15 protein-coding genes are annotated in these 16,119 nt (G+C 59.6%); 7 read left to right on the top strand and 8 right to left on the bottom strand.

Annotated elements, in window-relative coordinates; genetic code table 11:
* Window positions 1-12 precede the first annotated feature (12 nt).
* From MIC97_RS14655 to MIC97_RS14635, 5 genes are all read right to left on the bottom strand, one after another.
* Window positions 13-423 carry a hypothetical protein gene (locus MIC97_RS14655; protein ID WP_239800613.1) on the bottom strand — a complete coding sequence of 137 codons (411 nt, stop codon included), beginning with the start codon at window positions 421-423 and terminating at the stop codon, window positions 13-15.
* A 144-nt stretch (window positions 424-567) separates the two neighbouring features.
* On the bottom strand, window positions 568-1,914 hold the full coding sequence (locus MIC97_RS14650; RefSeq protein WP_239800612.1) for an amidase: 1,347 nt from the start codon (window positions 1,912-1,914) through the stop codon (window positions 568-570).
* A 230-nt stretch (window positions 1,915-2,144) separates the two neighbouring features.
* Complete coding sequence (locus MIC97_RS14645) at window positions 2,145-2,801, bottom strand: DUF2848 domain-containing protein (protein ID WP_239800611.1); 657 nt, start codon at window positions 2,799-2,801, stop codon at window positions 2,145-2,147.
* 35 nt (window positions 2,802-2,836) lie between these two features.
* Entirely contained in the window at window positions 2,837-3,700 is an 864-nt protein-coding gene (locus MIC97_RS14640; protein ID WP_345773552.1) for a putative hydro-lyase, read from the bottom strand.
* Window positions 3,701-3,788: 88 nt separating this feature from the next.
* Window positions 3,789-4,691: a LysR family transcriptional regulator gene (locus tag MIC97_RS14635; protein WP_345773551.1), complete on the bottom strand. Its 903-nt coding sequence runs from the start codon at window positions 4,689-4,691 to the stop codon at window positions 3,789-3,791.
* Between the two features lie 132 nt (window positions 4,692-4,823).
* On the opposite strand from MIC97_RS14635, the gene MIC97_RS14630 reads away from it, so the two are divergent.
* The 5 genes from MIC97_RS14630 to MIC97_RS14610 all read left to right on the top strand — a co-directional run bounded on the left by MIC97_RS14630 (window position 4,824) and on the right by MIC97_RS14610 (window position 9,546).
* Complete coding sequence (locus MIC97_RS14630; protein WP_239800609.1) at window positions 4,824-5,585, top strand: ABC transporter ATP-binding protein; 762 nt, start codon at window positions 4,824-4,826, stop codon at window positions 5,583-5,585.
* Window positions 5,582-6,283 carry an ABC transporter ATP-binding protein gene (locus MIC97_RS14625; RefSeq protein WP_239800608.1) on the top strand — a complete coding sequence of 234 codons (702 nt, stop codon included), beginning with the start codon at window positions 5,582-5,584 and terminating at the stop codon, window positions 6,281-6,283. The genes MIC97_RS14630 and MIC97_RS14625 overlap by 4 nt, the downstream gene beginning before the upstream one ends.
* A gap of 55 nt (window positions 6,284-6,338) precedes the next feature.
* The gene (locus tag MIC97_RS14620) at window positions 6,339-7,556 is read left to right on the top strand and encodes an ABC transporter substrate-binding protein (RefSeq protein WP_239800607.1); all 1,218 of its coding nucleotides are present in this window, start codon (window positions 6,339-6,341) and stop codon (window positions 7,554-7,556) included.
* Window positions 7,557-7,683: 127 nt separating this feature from the next.
* Window positions 7,684-8,550, top strand: a complete 867-nt coding sequence (locus tag MIC97_RS14615; RefSeq protein WP_239800606.1) for a branched-chain amino acid ABC transporter permease — start codon at window positions 7,684-7,686, stop codon at window positions 8,548-8,550.
* A gap of 12 nt (window positions 8,551-8,562) precedes the next feature.
* Window positions 8,563-9,546 (top strand): branched-chain amino acid ABC transporter permease, encoded by a 984-nt coding sequence (locus MIC97_RS14610; RefSeq protein WP_239800605.1) that lies wholly within the window; start codon window positions 8,563-8,565, stop codon window positions 9,544-9,546.
* Window positions 9,547-9,661: 115 nt separating this feature from the next.
* Here MIC97_RS14610 and MIC97_RS14605 read toward each other — a convergent pair whose 3' ends face one another.
* The 3 genes from MIC97_RS14605 to MIC97_RS14595 all read right to left on the bottom strand — a co-directional run bounded on the left by MIC97_RS14605 (window position 9,662) and on the right by MIC97_RS14595 (window position 14,914).
* Entirely contained in the window at window positions 9,662-10,999 is a 1,338-nt protein-coding gene (locus tag MIC97_RS14605) for an amidase (protein WP_239800604.1), read from the bottom strand.
* Between the two features lie 14 nt (window positions 11,000-11,013).
* Window positions 11,014-11,220, bottom strand: coding sequence for a hypothetical protein (locus MIC97_RS14600; protein WP_239800603.1), 207 nt, complete (start codon window positions 11,218-11,220; stop codon window positions 11,014-11,016).
* A gap of 70 nt (window positions 11,221-11,290) precedes the next feature.
* Window positions 11,291-14,914, bottom strand: coding sequence for a hydantoinase B/oxoprolinase family protein (locus MIC97_RS14595; RefSeq protein WP_239800602.1), 3,624 nt, complete (start codon window positions 14,912-14,914; stop codon window positions 11,291-11,293).
* A gap of 138 nt (window positions 14,915-15,052) precedes the next feature.
* Between MIC97_RS14595 and MIC97_RS14590 the strand changes: the two genes are divergently transcribed.
* Together MIC97_RS14590 and MIC97_RS14585 are read left to right on the top strand one after the other, a co-directional pair.
* Entirely contained in the window at window positions 15,053-15,598 is a 546-nt protein-coding gene (locus tag MIC97_RS14590) for a winged helix DNA-binding protein (protein ID WP_239800601.1), read from the top strand.
* A 59-nt stretch (window positions 15,599-15,657) separates the two neighbouring features.
* Complete coding sequence (locus MIC97_RS14585; RefSeq protein ID WP_239800600.1) at window positions 15,658-15,990, top strand: DHCW motif cupin fold protein; 333 nt, start codon at window positions 15,658-15,660, stop codon at window positions 15,988-15,990.
* Window positions 15,991-16,119 lie beyond the last annotated feature (129 nt).

The following is a 16,119-nucleotide window of genomic DNA, read 5'->3' as shown; positions in this document are numbered from 1 at the left end:
CGTGAGGGTAGGTCACGAGTTTCTGCTTGATCTGACCGAGGGCGAGGTGGATGAGGAACTGATGGCGCTGGCACTGGATTTCGGTCGCCGGCATTCCTGCGGTCCGCCCGGGAGATTCAGCACGATGGCACCAGCGGCGGCCCATATCTGCGCGTAATCTGACGGGCATCGCGCAAGGCCGAAACGGGGATGAGGCTGAAAGACTATCCTGTGATCGAGGTGGAAAACCTCAGCAGGACATTCAACACCCCCGGCAAGCGCGGCAGGATTGCTGCGATTAGAAATATCAGTTTCAGGATTGCCCCGCGCGAGGTTCTGAGCGTCGTCGGCAAAAGCGGCGCGGGCAAGACGACGCTTCTGCGCGTGCTCAGCCTGCAAATGCCCCCCCGATAACGGCACACTGAATTTCGGCGCCAGCAGCATTGAAGACAGCACATCCGCATCGGTTGTGCGTGATGTGACTCGATGGACCTCGACTGTGTTTCAGGGGTTCAGCCCCATACTAAGGAAAAGTGAGAGCAAGAACCGTTCCCAGCTCGCAGCAACCTCGATCGAGCAGGGATAAAGTCAGCGAACGACGACCGGCTCCATGGCCGCGGTCACGGCCAGTAATCGGGCATCGGTTCCGCCGATTCCCGCCACAGTAAGGCCAACCGGTGCGGTTCCTTCCTCGTGGACGGGAAGGGAGATGGCGCAGCCGTCAATCAGGTTGATGAAGGTGGAGTTGCGCAGGACCAGAAGGTTGATCGCAGTGTAATCCGCATCATTTGCGAGCTCGCTCACCAGCGGGGGCACAATTGGTACAGTTGGCATTACCAGCACATCATAGCCGGACATGCGTTGCGCCGCACGCGCGATGACCGATCTGCGCAATTTCAGCAGACCAATGTAGTCGGCCGCGCTTTGTTCCGAACCCCGTCTGATGCGCATGAGGACGCGGGGGTCATAAAGCTCAGCCTTTAGCTGAATCAGTTCGCGGTGATAGGCGAAGCTCTCGGCTGCCGAAAACCCGCCCTTGTCCAGCAGGGCTGAGGCTTCAGCGAATTCAGGGAAGGGCGCTTCCGAGACCACGGCGCCAGCAGCGTAAAGCTTGGACAGCGCTGCCTGGAAATCCGCAGCCACCTTGTCCTGCATTCCATCTAGCGCCACTGTCGTGGGAACCAGAATGCGCAGCCCCTGCAGATTGGCTGTGCTGGGGTGCAAAGGCTGGTCGGAAAGGATGGCGTCGAGCCGGGCGCAGCAATCGGCGCTATGCGCGATAGGCCCGATCGAATCCAGTGTAGCTGACAGAGGGATTGTACCCTTCAGCGGCACACGCCGTGCCGTGGGCTTGAAGCCGGCAAGGCCGTTGAACGCAGCAGGGATGCGACAGGAGCCTCCGGTGTCCGAACCCAATGCCGCGTGCGCCATGCCATCCGCTACGGAAATGGCCGCGCCGGACGACGAGCCCCCGGGAATGCGTCCCGCATCCCGATCCCATACGCACAGCGGGGTTCCGTAATGGGGATTGAGGCCGAGTCCGGAATAGGCGAATTCGGTCATGTTTGTGCGGCCGATAAGAATGAAGCCGGCCCGCCGCAAACGCGCGACAGCTTCAGCATCGGTCTCAGCAGGGCCAGCATCATCGAGCGCCCTGGAACCGGAGCGCGTAACCTGACCTTCGATGTCGCACAGATCCTTGACGGAGATGGGGATACCGGCGAACGGGCCTGTCGGGATGTTGGCCTCTCGAAGGCTGTCACAGGCGTCGGCAGCTGTCCGCGCCCGCTCTGCATCGACCGAAATGAAGGTTCGCGCACCCTCGCCGTCGGCCGCTTCTATTTTTTCGAGGCACTCCTCGACCAGTTTGCGGCTGGTCGTGCGAAACCGCGCCAGATCTTCCGACAGTTTGGAGATGGTCGCTGGGGTTGCCATTGCTTACCTCTGTTTGTGAAACGGGATCATAACGAGCGTGACGCCCCGCCGGCCAGACTGGCTCGGATGCCCGCACAATGCAATTGCTGGCTGGTGAGACGATCGGATCGGTCGTCTTAGAGCACTTCTGCTTCTCTCTGAATCGCAGAAGTGCTCTATCTCTTTGTTTTTGCATCATTTATACGACGCCAGATGTTGCCATCTGGCTGCAAGATGCTTTAAGGAAAACTCTATGCGATGTTTGGCAGGTTCAGCGTTTCGTATTGATGCTCGATTGTCCGCCCGAGAACGGGGTCGTGCATGGACATACGGAAGTAGCGGGCCGGACGGATGCTCCCGGAGACGACGCCGAACGTTCCGCACATCATAATCGTGCCATTGACGAAGACCTCGCTGCCATGCGTGGCACGCGCACCCGCGACCAGTTCATGCAGAGGACGCAGATCCGCCAGCGTTCCCTGCTGATAGAGCGTCCACTCCTGTTCCTCGCCATCCCGGATCCAGGCCCTGAACTCAACCAGGTCGATATGGGATTCGACCTCTTTAAGGTTCCAGAATTGCGGGGCCACGGGCTTGGCGCATATCTGTTTGGCTAGGGCGACGGAATGCGCTTCGAGGGCACGATCCGTATGGTCGGAACCGACGCCCAGTTTGAGACGCTCACCGTCCTGAAACAGAACCGGCTCAACCTCACCGGAACTGTCCGCACCCACAGCCTCGATAAGGGAAGCGGTGGTGAAAAGATTCGCGCTGACCCGATAATAGAGCGGAACCGAAGAAGGAGCGGGAACGCCGAGGGCCCCCAGTTCGTCAATATGATGCTGAATGGCTTCCGCATTGCGACCGGCCCATCCTGCAATGATGGCCTGTCTGGGCGACGCGGACACGACCGCATCGCCGGCATCTGTAAGAGGCAAGCTTGTCATGAAATTCTTTCGTGGGAAGTTGCGGGCCAGCCCGGATGGCGAAGGCTCTGCCCGGGGGAAGCATTTTCTGCCAGCATGTCCGTCACCAGCATAAAGCCGGGCATGTGGGTGATTGCGAGGTCGGGCCTAGCCGTGCCTATGGCCATCTGGGGCGTTACCCCGCAGGCCCAGAACACAGGAACCTGCCCCTCACCGATCAGTGGCGCATCGCCAAAGTCCGGGCGATGGATATCGCCGATGCCGATCCGGCCCGGGTCGCCTATATGCACCGGCGCCCCATGGGCGAGCGGATAACGCTCCGACAGCACGATGGCCTGAATCGCGTCTTCGGGACTGAAGGCGCGCATCGAAACCACGAGCGGGCCACCGAACGGACCCGCTTCCTGGGTCTGGATGTTGGTGATGTACATCGGCGCGTTTCGCTCCGCTGCAATATGGGGAACCACGATGCCGGCGCGCGTCAGGGCACTTTCAAACGAGAAGGAACAGCCCAGAACGAAGGAAACCAGATCATCGCGCCATAGCTTACCGAGATCTTCGGTCTCTTCTTCGGCAACGCCATTCCGGAACACCCGGTAAAAGGCAATATCGGTGCGGATATCGATGTCGCCAAGCGCTGGCAGAGACGGATTGCCCGGCTGGCCGATAGCCAGAACCGGGCAGCTTTTGGGATTGAGCAGACAGTAACGCATGAAATCGCCAGCGTGCGCGGCGGGCAGGATGGCAAGATTGCCCTGCATGTAGCCGTCGGAAAATCCTGCTGTCGGAACAGGGAGTTGTCCATTTCTGATACGTCCGCGAACCTGTGCGGGCGTCATCAGTCTGGGGTCGATCTCAACATTGCCGATACCGCTTGTCACCAAGGCTCTCCACGACCTGCTGTCATTGAGGGCCAAGTCATAAATGCATAAAAGTTTCCGTCAATGGATCAAAATTTGATAATTTGATCTATTTTCGAGATCGGAATTCTGTTGCGGCTGCCTCTGCGCACAGCCTGATCTGCTCCATCTGATTGCTGTTGCGGGCGCGCAAATGGCTGAAGGAGAACTCCAGACGGTCGATTTTAGCGCCGGGCGATGTCTTCAGTGGAACCAGAGCGCCGGAAGCGACGGCCGGAGCTGCGAACGATGCAGGCAGCAACCCGATGCCGAAGGAATCGATGACCAGATGCATCATGGTTGAAAGCGATGCGCAGCCGTGCAGCAAAGGCGAGGGCAGGTTGGGATCAGAAAATATCCGCTCGACTTCGACATAGGGCAGAGAGCCCTTCAGGAACGTAACGATCGGGAACTGAGCCAACTCCCGGGGGCTGAGAACTCCATTAGGCAGCGTCATCGAGGGAGAGGCGTACCAGCCAAGATCGCAGTTGTAGATCGGAACATCGATTGCCCCGACAGGCACCAGCTGACTGACCAGTATGGCTATGTCGATATCGTCGTCCATCAGTCGTCTGGCAAGCACGGGCGAGAGGTCGACCGACAGTTCCAGCCGGGCATCGGGAAACACATCGCTGATCCTGCTCAACATGTTGGGCAGAAGCGTATGGACGATGGATTCGGCAACCCCGATGCGGATCGTTCCGGCGAAACCAGAGGAAGGCAGCAGGCTCGCAGCGATCTGGTCGCGCATTTCGATCAGCCTCTCTGCCTGATCGAGAAAGCGACGGCCAATAGGGGTGAGCCGCGCGCCGTGCCGTTTGCGATCAAACAGTTCCACACCCAGTCTCTGCTCGGTTTCGGATACTCTGGTCGAGACCGCCGATTGGGACAGACGCAACTTCTGGGCTGCCGCCCTAAAGCCGCCGCAACGTGCCACTTCGCGGACTATTTCTGCATCTCTAAGACCAAACACGCGCGACGAGCCTCCCTTGGATCCAGCAATTTGATCTATTTTTCAGATCATTTATATCATTTAATAATCGATTGACGAGAACAATTTTATCGGCTCAACTCATTGAAAGCGGCGAAAACTGCCAGAAAGCTGATGAGTAGACCTTTGCTGACGACGGAAGACCTTTCATTGAGTTTCGGAGGCGTTCACGCCGTTTCAGGCGTGTCACTTGCGGTGCGCGAGAAGAGCCTCCATGTCGTGATCGGCCCGAACGGTGCCGGCAAGACCACGTTCTTTCACCTCCTGAGCGGGGTGTACAAACCCACCCGGGGGATCATCCGCTTCGGAGGCGAGGACATTACCGCACTGGGACCTGCGCAGCGTGTTAAGCTTGGGATCGCGCGCTCTTATCAGCGGACGAACATATTTCCCAGGCTCACGGTGCGGGAAAATCTGAGCCTTGCGGCAGCCCGTGCGGCGGGCGAAGGCTGGTCGGTGGTTCCGCGTTCGTCCAGCCATACCGCAAGCGCGCTGGTTGATGAAGCGCTGACGCTTCTCAATCTGAAGCACTTTGCCGAACGCGAGGCGCAGACCCTGCCTTATGGCGTCCAGCGCCTTATCGATATCGGGATTGCGCTGTGCTGCCGTCCCAAACTCCTGCTGCTAGACGAGCCGACAAGTGGTCTTTCGACGGCGGAGCTGCGTGAGGCTGTCGACATCCTCAAGATCCTGCGCGAGCATTTCACCATTCTGCTCATTGAGCACAATATGGAACTCGTGGTCGGCTTGGCTGACCGTATCAGCGTTCTCAATTTCGGTTCGCTGCTGGCTGAGGGATCGGCCGAAGAGATCGGTTCGAACCAGGAGGTTCAGCAGGCCTATTTCGGCACCCGTGCAAAGGCGGCCCTGCAATGACCGGTCTTGTCATCAGGAATGTTAATGCCGCTTACGGCAAGAGTCACATTCTACACGATGTGTCTTTGTCCATCGGCAAGGGACAGGTTGTAACCTTGCTTGGCCGCAACGGTGCGGGCAAGACGACAACCATCCGCACGATAGCCGGATTGCTGACCGCGACGAGTGGCAGCATTGAACTGAACGGCACGGATATTACCCGTTTGCGGCCGGATCAGATCGTAAAGCGCGGAATCGCCTGCGTTACGGAAGGTCGCGGAATATTCACCCATCTGAGCGCCCAGGAGAATCTGGCCCTTGCCGAGCGGAAGGGACAGAGCTGGACGATGGAGCGCGTGCTCGACGAGTTTCCGTTGGTGACCCGTCTGCTGCCAAGACCGGGTGGAGCACTTTCCGGGGGCGAGCAGCAGATTCTGGCTGTGGCGCGGGCGTTAATGCTGGATCCTGCCGTTCTTCTTCTTGACGAACCCTCACAGGGGCTTGCCCCGGTGATGGTGGATCGCGTGCTGGAAGTGCTCTCGCGTCTGCGCGCCACCGGCCTGTCCATGCTGATCGTCGAGCAGAAGCTGGATATCGCGCTTGAGATCGCGGAATACGCCTATGTTCTGGAAAATGGCCGCATTGCCCTTGAGGCACCGAGCGCCGAGCTGAGCGCCGACCCGGCCACCGTCAACAAATATCTGGGAGTGAGCGTCTGAGGACGCTGCAGCGCCAGGCGATCGTGCCTGCCCGCCAAGTGTAACAGGAGGTACTATGTTCCCGAACGTAAACAGAAGATTGCTGCTGCAGGGTGCAGCCGCTCTTGCCGGAACGTCCGCCATGCCCTTTATGGGTTCCATTGCGCGGGCCGCACAGGGCGAGGTTTCCATTCTTGGCATCGTGCCCCTGACCGGGCCTTATGCCGCCGATGGCGAACGCATCAAGCGCGGCCAGGAAATGGCCATCGAGGATTTCAACCAGCGCTCCACCGGTCTCAAAATCAACTATATCTCGCGTGACAGCGCCGGCGATGCCGGTACCGCAACCCGTCGCGTCTCCGAAGCCATTGAGCGTGAAAACGTGGTGGCGATCGCCGGCCCGTGGGCTGACGATGTGTCCGCAGCCGTTTCTGAGCTGGCGCTGCGTGAAAAGCGCGTGCATTGCTTCAGCGGTGGTCCGCTGCCGTGCCACAGGTATAATTTCCAGTGGGCGCCGCCATATCATGCGGGCGTGGAAGCCACCATGAAATACGTGGCGAAGAAAAACCCGGACGCCAAGCGCTGGTACATGCTCACCTCCGACTATTCGTTCGGCTGGACGCTTGAGGAACTGGAAAAGAAATTCGCCGAAGAGCTTGGCATCGAGATCGTCGGATCTCAGCGTCATGTTCTGGGTGAGCGTGAATTCAGCCCTTACATGGGCGAGATCGCGGCCGCCCGTCCCGACGTCATTCTGGTCAATAATTTCGGCCTCGACACGGCTCAGTCCCTGCGCACCGCACACTCCTTCGGTCTGTCGCAACAGGCCAAGATTCTGGTGCCATGGGGCAGCGGCATCGAAGACTATATCCGTCTCGATCCGAGCATCACCCAGGGCGTGGTCATTGGCTCTGCCTTCTACTACACGATCGACAACCCGATCGCGAAGAGCTTCTCCGAACGCTATATTGAACGCTTCGATGAAGCTCCGGGCTACCCCGCAGGCAGCGGCTACGGCACCATGCAGCTCATTCTGGAGGGCCTTGCAAAGGCCGAAGGCCTCACCCCGGCCGATCTGGTGACAGCTCTGGAAGGCTGGGAAAGCAATGATACGGTGGTTGGGCCGACCCGCATTGGTGCCGATAACCATCAGGCCTATCGTCCTTTCTTCGTGACCGAGGGCAAGGCTCCCAACGAAGTCGAAAACAAGTTCGACCTCGCGCGCATTGTCGATACCCATAGCGGCGACGTTCCGGCCGATGTTCTGGGGTGCAAAGACATGGGCGCACTGTAATCAAGCCGCAAGAGGAAGGGCAGCGCTCTGTTGCCCTCTTCCTACGCGATGAAAATCTGGCACCTCGCCTCTATTGCGGCGGCCGCTCGCTCGACATGCGGCCCCGCACACAAATCGGACGGATACCGTGGATCTCCTGTATCTAAAGCTGCTGAACGGACTAACGACCGGCGCGCTCTACGCGATGACCGCTTTCGGGCTGACGTTCATCCTGGGCATGCTGAACATCCCGAATTTCGCCCATGGCGCCCTGTTCGCGCTTGGCGGATATGCGGCTTACAGCATCATCCAGATCACCGGCTCCTACTGGTGGGCCTTGTTGCTGGCCCCGCTGCTGATGTCCATGCTCGGTGCGCTGCTGGAGCGGGGTGTTCTGCGCCACCTCTACGGTTCCAATCCCGATGACGACAACTATCTGCTGCTAGCACTGTTTGCGATGGCCATCATGCTGCAGGAGATGATCATCATCATCTGGGGCGGTGCGGGCGCAAGCAGCCTGCCTCCAGACCTGCTGGTCGGCGCGGCAAAGATCGGTCCGGTGTACTATCCGAAATTCCGCCTCTTCCTGCTCGTCATCTCCGCCGTCGTCATTCTGCTGGCATGGCTGTTCATCGAGCGGACCAGAGCGGGTGCCCTGATCCGCGCCGCGATTGAAAATCGCGAGGCGGTGATGCTGCTGGGGGTCGACATTCGCATCCTGTTTGCCCTGAGCTTTGCCCTTGGCACCTTCCTCACGGCTCTGGCGGGCGTGCTGAGCCTGCCGGTTCGTGGGCTCCATCCGTTCATAGGGATGGACATTCTGACGGTGTCCTTCGTCGTGGTCGTTGTTGGCGGCTTGGGCAATCTCTATGGAGCGATCTTCGCCGGCCTGCTGATCGGGCTGTTACAGGAGTTTGCTACCTATATCGATCCGCTGGCTTCGTGGCTGACGATCTATCTCGCGATGATGCTCGTTCTTCTCGTCCGCCCGAACGGTCTGTTCGGACGCCGCTGAGGAGATGCAATCATGCTGAAAAAGGAACATGCTCCGGTGCCGGCGAACCGCGTCATCTTCAATTTTCTGGGTCTGGGAGCCTTTCTTGTCCTGATCCCGTTTCTGCTGCCGATGTCGATCGCCATCGACATTCTCATCTACTCCATCGCTGCACTGGCGTTCGCCCTGTTGCTCGGACAGGCAGGAATGCTCTCCTTCGGTCAGTCTGCGTTCTTTGCGCTTGGGGCGTATTCGGCAGGCTATTTCCTGAAGGAATTCCAGTTCACAGCTATTCCCGCCTTGCTGGTCGCCGCGATTGTCGGCGCCGTGGCAGCGGCGGTCGTTGCACTGCTGACCGCGCGCCTGAAGGATGTCTATTTCATCCTCATGACGCTCGCCTTTGCGCAGATGGTCTATTTCATCGCCATGACCTGGCGTTCCGTGACAGGTGGACCTTCAGGACTGACAGGTTTGCCGCGCCCGGTTCTTTCCTTCGGAATTACCGAAATTGGGCTCGGCACGCCGATGAGCTTCTATCTGTTTGCCGCTTCCGTTCTGGTGGTGGTGTTCTGCCTGTTTTATGCGCTCGTGCTGTCGCCTGTCGGGCTGGTGCTGCGTGGCATCAAGGACAATGCCGACAGGCTGGAGGCGGTTGGCTATCCGGTGTGGAGCTATAGGCTGTTCGTCTTCACCGTATCCGGCGCGCTGACCGGAATCGCCGGCGCATTGTCTGCCTTCCAGTGGCAGATCGTTCCTGTCAGCAAGGCCAGCATGAACGAGTCCGCCAACATCGTGTTCATGTCAATTCTGGGCGGCGTCACCGCGCCGCTCGGGCCGGTGGCGGGAACCACCGCCTATATCGTGCTCAGCGATATCGTTTCCACTTACTGGGCTCGCTGGCCGATCCTGTTCGGCGCCTTCATCATCGCCATCGTGTTCTTCCTGCGCGGCGGAATCATTCAGGGCGTTTCCCTCATCTTCTCCGGATTGTCCCGTCTTTTCGCTCGTCGGGCCTGACGATCCGGAAGAACAGTCAGCCATAAAAAAGCGCCGGAACATGATGTTCCGGCGCTTTTTTCATGGATGGGGTCACGGCAAATGCCCGGCTCTCGGGGGAGTGGGTTCAGGCCGATCACGCAGCCTGCGCGCGCAGGCGTTCGAACTCTTCAGCTACGGAAAGCAGGTGGCGTTCACAATGAGGCTTTGCTGTCAGCATAAGGCTTGAGGGTATGCCCAGTCCTTCTGCTTCGCATGGCAGGGCAATGGAGGGCCAGCCGCTGAGATTTGCAATCCACTGGTAGAAAACCATGGCGTCGCGGGCAGACATTTCCCCATTGCCAGCCTGAACGACGTCAGCACCCCGCAAGGGCACAGCTGTCGGCAGCGTCGGGTTGGCGATGATGTCGATTCCGTTCATGTCGTCCATCAACTGCGCGCACCATGATCTGCGATAGCGCTGGGCATCGAGATACTGGCTGCTCTCCAGACAGGCTCCGGCCATGAGGAAAGGCCTAATGCCGGGATCGATCAATTCGCTTGAATCGCGCAGGTTCGCCCGATGATAGGTGGCAGATTCCGCCAGCATCACCACCAGCCAGGTGCGATAGGCTTCTTCGGTTTCGCCATAGTCGAACTCACGAATGACGGCCCCATTGTCCTTCAGCAGCTCCATCGCCTGCCAGAAAGCGCCCAGCGTGGTGGGGTCAGCGGTATCGGTCATGCTGCGCGGAACGCCGATCCGCAGGCCTTTCAGCGCCGGACTGCTGCAAGAAGCGTGAAAATTCTGCCCGGTCGCCGCTTCGAGCAGCAGTCGAACGTCGGTGACGGCGCGGCCCATCGGTCCAAGATGGTCCAGCGACCAAGCCTGCGGTACGGCATCGGCGGCGTCTATCAGGCCATAGGTGGGCTTGAGGCCGACGATCCCACAGCAGGCCGCAGGAATGCGGATCGAGCCGCCGGTATCGGAACCTATGCCGGCCGACACCATTCCCGAAACGATCGCAGCCGCCGTGCCGCCGCTTGAGCCGCCGGGAATCCGGTCCGGCGCACGCGGGTTGAGAACGGTCCCAAAGCGACGGTTGGCACTGGTGATGCCAAAGGCGTATTCGTGCATGTTGTTCTTGCCGACAAGAACGGCACCGGCCTGCTCAAGCCGTTTGATCAAAGGCGCGTCACGTCCGGCCATATAGGTTTCGAGGATTGGACTGCCCGCGGTGGTGGGTGCCCCCGCCGTCGCCAGAATGTCCTTCACGGAAATGGGAATGCCGTCCAGCGGGCCGAGACGGCGGCCCTCGCGCGCGCGCTGATCGGCGGCGCGCGCTTGCGCTCTGGCGCTGTCATCCATGACGGTGATGAACGCCCTGATCTCAGCGTTCTGCCGGGCGATGCTGTCGAGACTTGCGTCCAGCAGCTTATCCGCAGATGTTTCGCCGGCGGCAAGACGTGCCGAGAGTTCCGAGATCGTGGTCAAGGTCAGCCTGCCCGTCACAACGTCGTTTCTTTTCCTTCCGCAGCGATCGGAAGAAAGTGAGTTGCGGGATCGTCTCCGGTGGGGTGCATTGTGCCGAAAGGCTTTCGCGCCGTCTCCACAAGACCCATGATGATGTCGAGTTCCTGCACGGTCGGACGATAAGACGTCACTTCGCTGAACCGGGCTTCGAGCAGAGCCTGTTGCGGCGGTCTGTTCACCATCTGAAACGTCCTTTCATGAGCAGCGGCTTTGCCGCACCTCAACTGTGGTGCGGCAAAGCCGGTGTTTTAATCAGCGCTTTCGCGGCCCGAAACCGCCACCTGTGGGTGTCACTACCGTAACCGCCTCACCTGCCTCCAGAAGCACCTGATCGCAGCCTCCGAGCATCTCCACGGTACCATCCTTGCGGCGCACCAGCGTCTGTCCTACCTTACCGGGTTCGCCTCCGTCCACGCCAAACAAGGGCACCCGCCGGTGGGATGACAGGATGGCGCAGTGCATGGTCTCGCGGAAGCGGATGGTGCGGCTGGTTCCGTCACCTGCGCTCCATCTGCCCTTGCCGCCCGAGCCCTCGCGGATGTGGAAATCCTCCAGAACCACGGGGAAGCGCGTTTCCAGTATTTCGGGGTCTGTCAGGCGCGAATTGGTCATGTGGACATGCACCGCTGCCGTGCCGTGAAAACCCGGACCGGCGGGAGAGCCGGAGCAGATGGTCTCGTAATACTGGTAGGTCTCGTTGCCGAAGGTCAGGTTGTTCATGGTGCCCTGAGAGGAGCCAAGCGCGCCCAGTGCTCCAAACAGGCAATTGGTGACCGCCTGGCTGACCTCGACATTCCCGGCCACCACGGCAGCCGGATAGCGCGGCTTGAGCATGCAGCCGTCAGGTATGATGATCTCGATCGGCTCCAGACAACCGGCGTTCATGGGTATGTTGTCTTCCACCATCACCCTGAACACATAGAGCACTGCGGCACGGGTCACCGGCTCCGGTGCGTTGAAATTATCAGGGCGCTGCTCGGAGGTTCCGGTGAAATCGACCGTGACCTTGCGGTTGGTCTTGTCGACGCCGATCTTCACGCGGATGTGGCAACCCTGATCCATTTCATAATCGAAAGCACAGTCTTCGAGACGGTCGAGAACGCGGCGCACGCTCTCGGCCGCATTGTCCTGAACATGGCCCATATAGGCGCTGACCACATCGAGCCCGAACTGGTGGATCATGTTCCGCAACGCGGAAATACCCATTTCGTTGGCGGCGATCTGCGCCTTGAGATCGTTGACGTTCTGCACCACGTTGCGCACGGGATACGGACCGCCGCTGAGCAGTTCCACCAGCTCCGCTTCGCAGAAACGCCCCTGATCGACCATCCTGAAATTGTCGATATAGACGCCTTCCTCTTCGATGCGGGTGGCGCGTGGCGACATCGAGCCGGGGGCAACACCACCGACATCGGCATGATGGCCGCGACTGGCCACCCAGAACAATATCTCCTTGCCGGCCTCGTCGAACACCGGGCTGCACACGGTGATGTCGGGAAGATGCGTGCCGCCATTATAGGGAGCATTCAGGGCAAACACGTCACCTGGCCGGATCGTTTCGTTGTTGCGGATAACGGTTTCGACCGATCTGTCCATCGAACCGAGATGGACCGGCATGTGCGGTGCGTTGGCGACAAGGCGACCTTCCCTGTCGAAAACGGCGCAGGAGAAGTCCAGTCGCTCCTTGATGTTCACCGAATAGGCGGTGTTCTGCAGGGTCGTGCCCATCTGCTCGGCAATCGACATGAACAGATTGTTGAAGATTTCCAGCATGATCGGATCGACGCTGGTGCCGATGGCAACGCGCGACGGCAGAGCCGTGTGGCGTTCCAGGACGAGATTGTCATCCGCTGTCAGGCTGGCCTTCCACCCCTCTTCGACCACGATGGTCTGGTTGGGCTCGATGATAATGGCGGGGCCGTTCAGACTGTGGCCGGCCGTCAGCGCTTCGCGGCGATAGATACCTGCATCATGCCATTGCCCGTTGCAGAAGATGCGCGTGCGCTTTTCGACGCGTGGCTCTTCCGCCGCCGTTGTCTGAGCCGTTATGGTCGTATGGCGTGCGGCCTTGCCGATCGCTTCGACAGCCACAGCTTCGACGACGACCTGCTTGCTGGTATCGATGAAACCAAAGCGGCGGCGGTGAGCCTGTTCGAAGGCAGGCTTCAGGGCTGCGAAGTCGAAGTCCGGCAGTTCGCCGGTGCCGGTCACGAAAGCAGGAATATCCAGCGCGGTGTCGGTGCCCTGGTAGCGTATATGGGCATGCACATGGATCTCGATGGCATCGTCACGGACGCCTTGTGCCCGCACTTCTGCCTTACACTCCTCACCCAGCTGCATGCCGATCTCGAGGATATTTTCTCTGGACGCTTCAAGCGCCACATCCAGCGCGCTCTGGCGACCGGCGCGGATGTCGGCCAGTCCCATGCCATAGGCTGACAGCAGCCCCGAGAAGGGATGGATAAGAACCCGCGTCATGCCCAGCGCATCCGCTACCAGACAGGCGTGCTGACCGCCGGCCCCACCAAAGCAGTTCAGCGCATAGCGCGTCACGTCATAACCGCGCTGAACCGAAATCTTCTTGATGGCGCTTGCCATGCTGGCCACCGCGACCTGCAGGAAACCGTCGGCAACCTGTTCCGGCGTGCGTCCGTCACCTATAGATTCGGCAATTTCCGCAAATCCCGCCCGTACGGCCTCCACATCGATCGGCTGATCCTGCCCGGGTCCGAAAATATGCGGGAAAAACTCCGGCAGCAGCTTGCCGACCATGACATTGGCATCGGTGACAGCCAGCGGCCCCTGCTGGCGGTAGCAGCGGGGGCCGGGGTTGGCGCCGGCCGAATCCGGTCCGACGCGGAAGCGAGCGCCGTCATAGTGGAGGATGGAGCCGCCACCTGCCGCAACCGTATGGATCAGCATCATCGAGGCGCGCATGCGCACACCGGCCACCTCGGTTTCGAACTCCCGCTCGAAGGCGCCGGCAAAATGAGCGACGTCCGTCGACGTGCCGCCCATATCAAAGCCGATGACATGATCGAAGCCTGCCTGAATGCCGGTTTCCGCCATGCCGACGACACCCCCGGCAGGGCCGGACAGAATGGCATCCTTTCCTCTGAACAGATGCGCGGCGGTCAGTCCGCCGGCGGAGGTCATGAACATCAGCCGCGCACCGGTACGGGCGGGCTCCAGTTCACGTTCGACCTGGGTCACATAGCGCTTGAGGATGGGAGAGAGATAGGCGTCCACGACGGCAGTGTCTCCGCGCCCCACGAGCTTTATGAGAGGGCTTACCTCATGGGAGGCGGAAACCTGACTAAAGCCGGCCGCGCGAGCCAGATCGGCCGCTTGCTGCTCATGTTCGGGGTAGCGGTAAGCATGCATGAAGGCGATGGCGACGGCTTCAAAACCTTCTGCCCGGGCCTTTTCCAGCTCAGCACTCAACGCCGATCCATCGAGCTGTTTCTCGACGGTGCCATCTGCAAGAACCCGCTCCGCAACTTCAATCACTTTGCTGTAAAGCTCTTCCGGTTTGATGATCTGTTTGGCGAAAATATCCGCACGGGCCTGATAGCCGATGCGCAAGGCGTCGCGGAAACCACGAGTCGTCACCAAAAGAGTGCGCTCCCCCTTGCGCTCCAAAAGCGCATTGGTGGCCACGGTGGTGCCCATGCGCACATCGCCGATGATACCTGCCGGCATCTTCTGACTGCCGCTCAGCCCCAGATGATCGCGAATGCCCTGCACGGCGGCATCCGGATAGGCGGCGGGGTTTTCCGAAAGCAGCTTGCGGGCGTGCAGTGTGCCGTCGGGCTTGCGCGCCACGACGTCGGTGAAGGTACCGCCACGATCGATCCAGAAATCCCAGGTGCTCACGGTGTCTCGCTCCAGATGGCTGTAAGTTTTCACTTGCGTTACGATGATAAATTATCGATATTTTATTGATAACATATTATTTTGCTGTTTTGGAAGACCCATTTGGCAAATTCGGTGAAGCGCGATCAGGAGTTTGGCTTGAACAGGGAAAAAACGAGTGCGGGATCAGAGAGTTCACGCGTGCGGCCAGTCGTCTCTTCAGAGCATCTTGCCTCTGGCGGCTCGCCCGCCCTTTCCGAGATTGAGTATGGGCTGATCGTTGCCGGCCACGCCTTCTCACGCTGGATGAGCAGGGGAATGGCGGCTGCCGGCATTCCCGGTATGCAGCCGACCGAGGTGATGATCCTGCATACTGTGCGGCATCGGGATCGCCCAAAGCGCTTTGCGGACATTTGCCTCGTGCTCGGCATGGAAGATATGCATGTCGTGACCTATGCCGTGCGCAAGCTCGAAAAGGCAGGCCTGGTGCAGGTGGGACGTCAGGGCAAGGAAAAGCTGGTCAGCGCTACGAGGAAGGGTGTCGAGGTCTGCGCTCGCTATGCGGAACTGCGTGAACAGCTTCTGGTCTCCGGCACCGCTTCAGCCGGTTACGCGGAAAAGAACCTCTCGGAAATCGCCACGGTATTGAGGGCGCTGTCCGGCTACTATGATCAGGCCGCACGGGCTGCCGCAGCACTTGCCTGACCCCGCAAAATTACACCGGCTAAGAAAACTCCCTGCTTCTCGAAACGGAAAGCCCCACAATGAAGATCCCTGAACTTGCCTTCTCCGTCACCGACTGGTCGCAGATTGCGCCAACCGAACATCCCGGCGAAACCGGAAAAGCACTCTGGCGAACGATCAATGTCGGCGACATGCGAATCAGAATCGTGGAATACAGCGCCGGCTATCTGGCGGATCACTGGTGCGACCGCGGGCACATTCTGTATGTGCTGGAAGGAAGTCTGATTTCCGAACTCAAGGACGGCCGCCGCTTTACGCTAAGCGCCGGCATGAGTTATCAGGTTTCGGATTTCGGGGACGCTGCGCACCGATCCTCAACGACCGAAGGCGCTAAGCTTTTCATCGTTGATTGAGGCGGCTTCCTTACCAGAAAAATTGGAAAAGGCGACCAGCGCCATCATTTCCCCTGAAGACCAGAACGATGATCGCATTTGGCCAGTGGTGCGCAGCTTAGCATTACAGTTGCGGTTTTGATTTGAGAT

This window comes from Aquamicrobium sp. NLF2-7 (assembly GCF_022359935.1).
Lineage (GTDB): Bacteria > Pseudomonadota > Alphaproteobacteria > Rhizobiales > Rhizobiaceae > Mesorhizobium > Mesorhizobium lusatiense.
The sequence above is the reverse complement of the archived record's forward strand: the minus strand, read 5'-3'. Positions and strand labels throughout refer to the sequence as shown.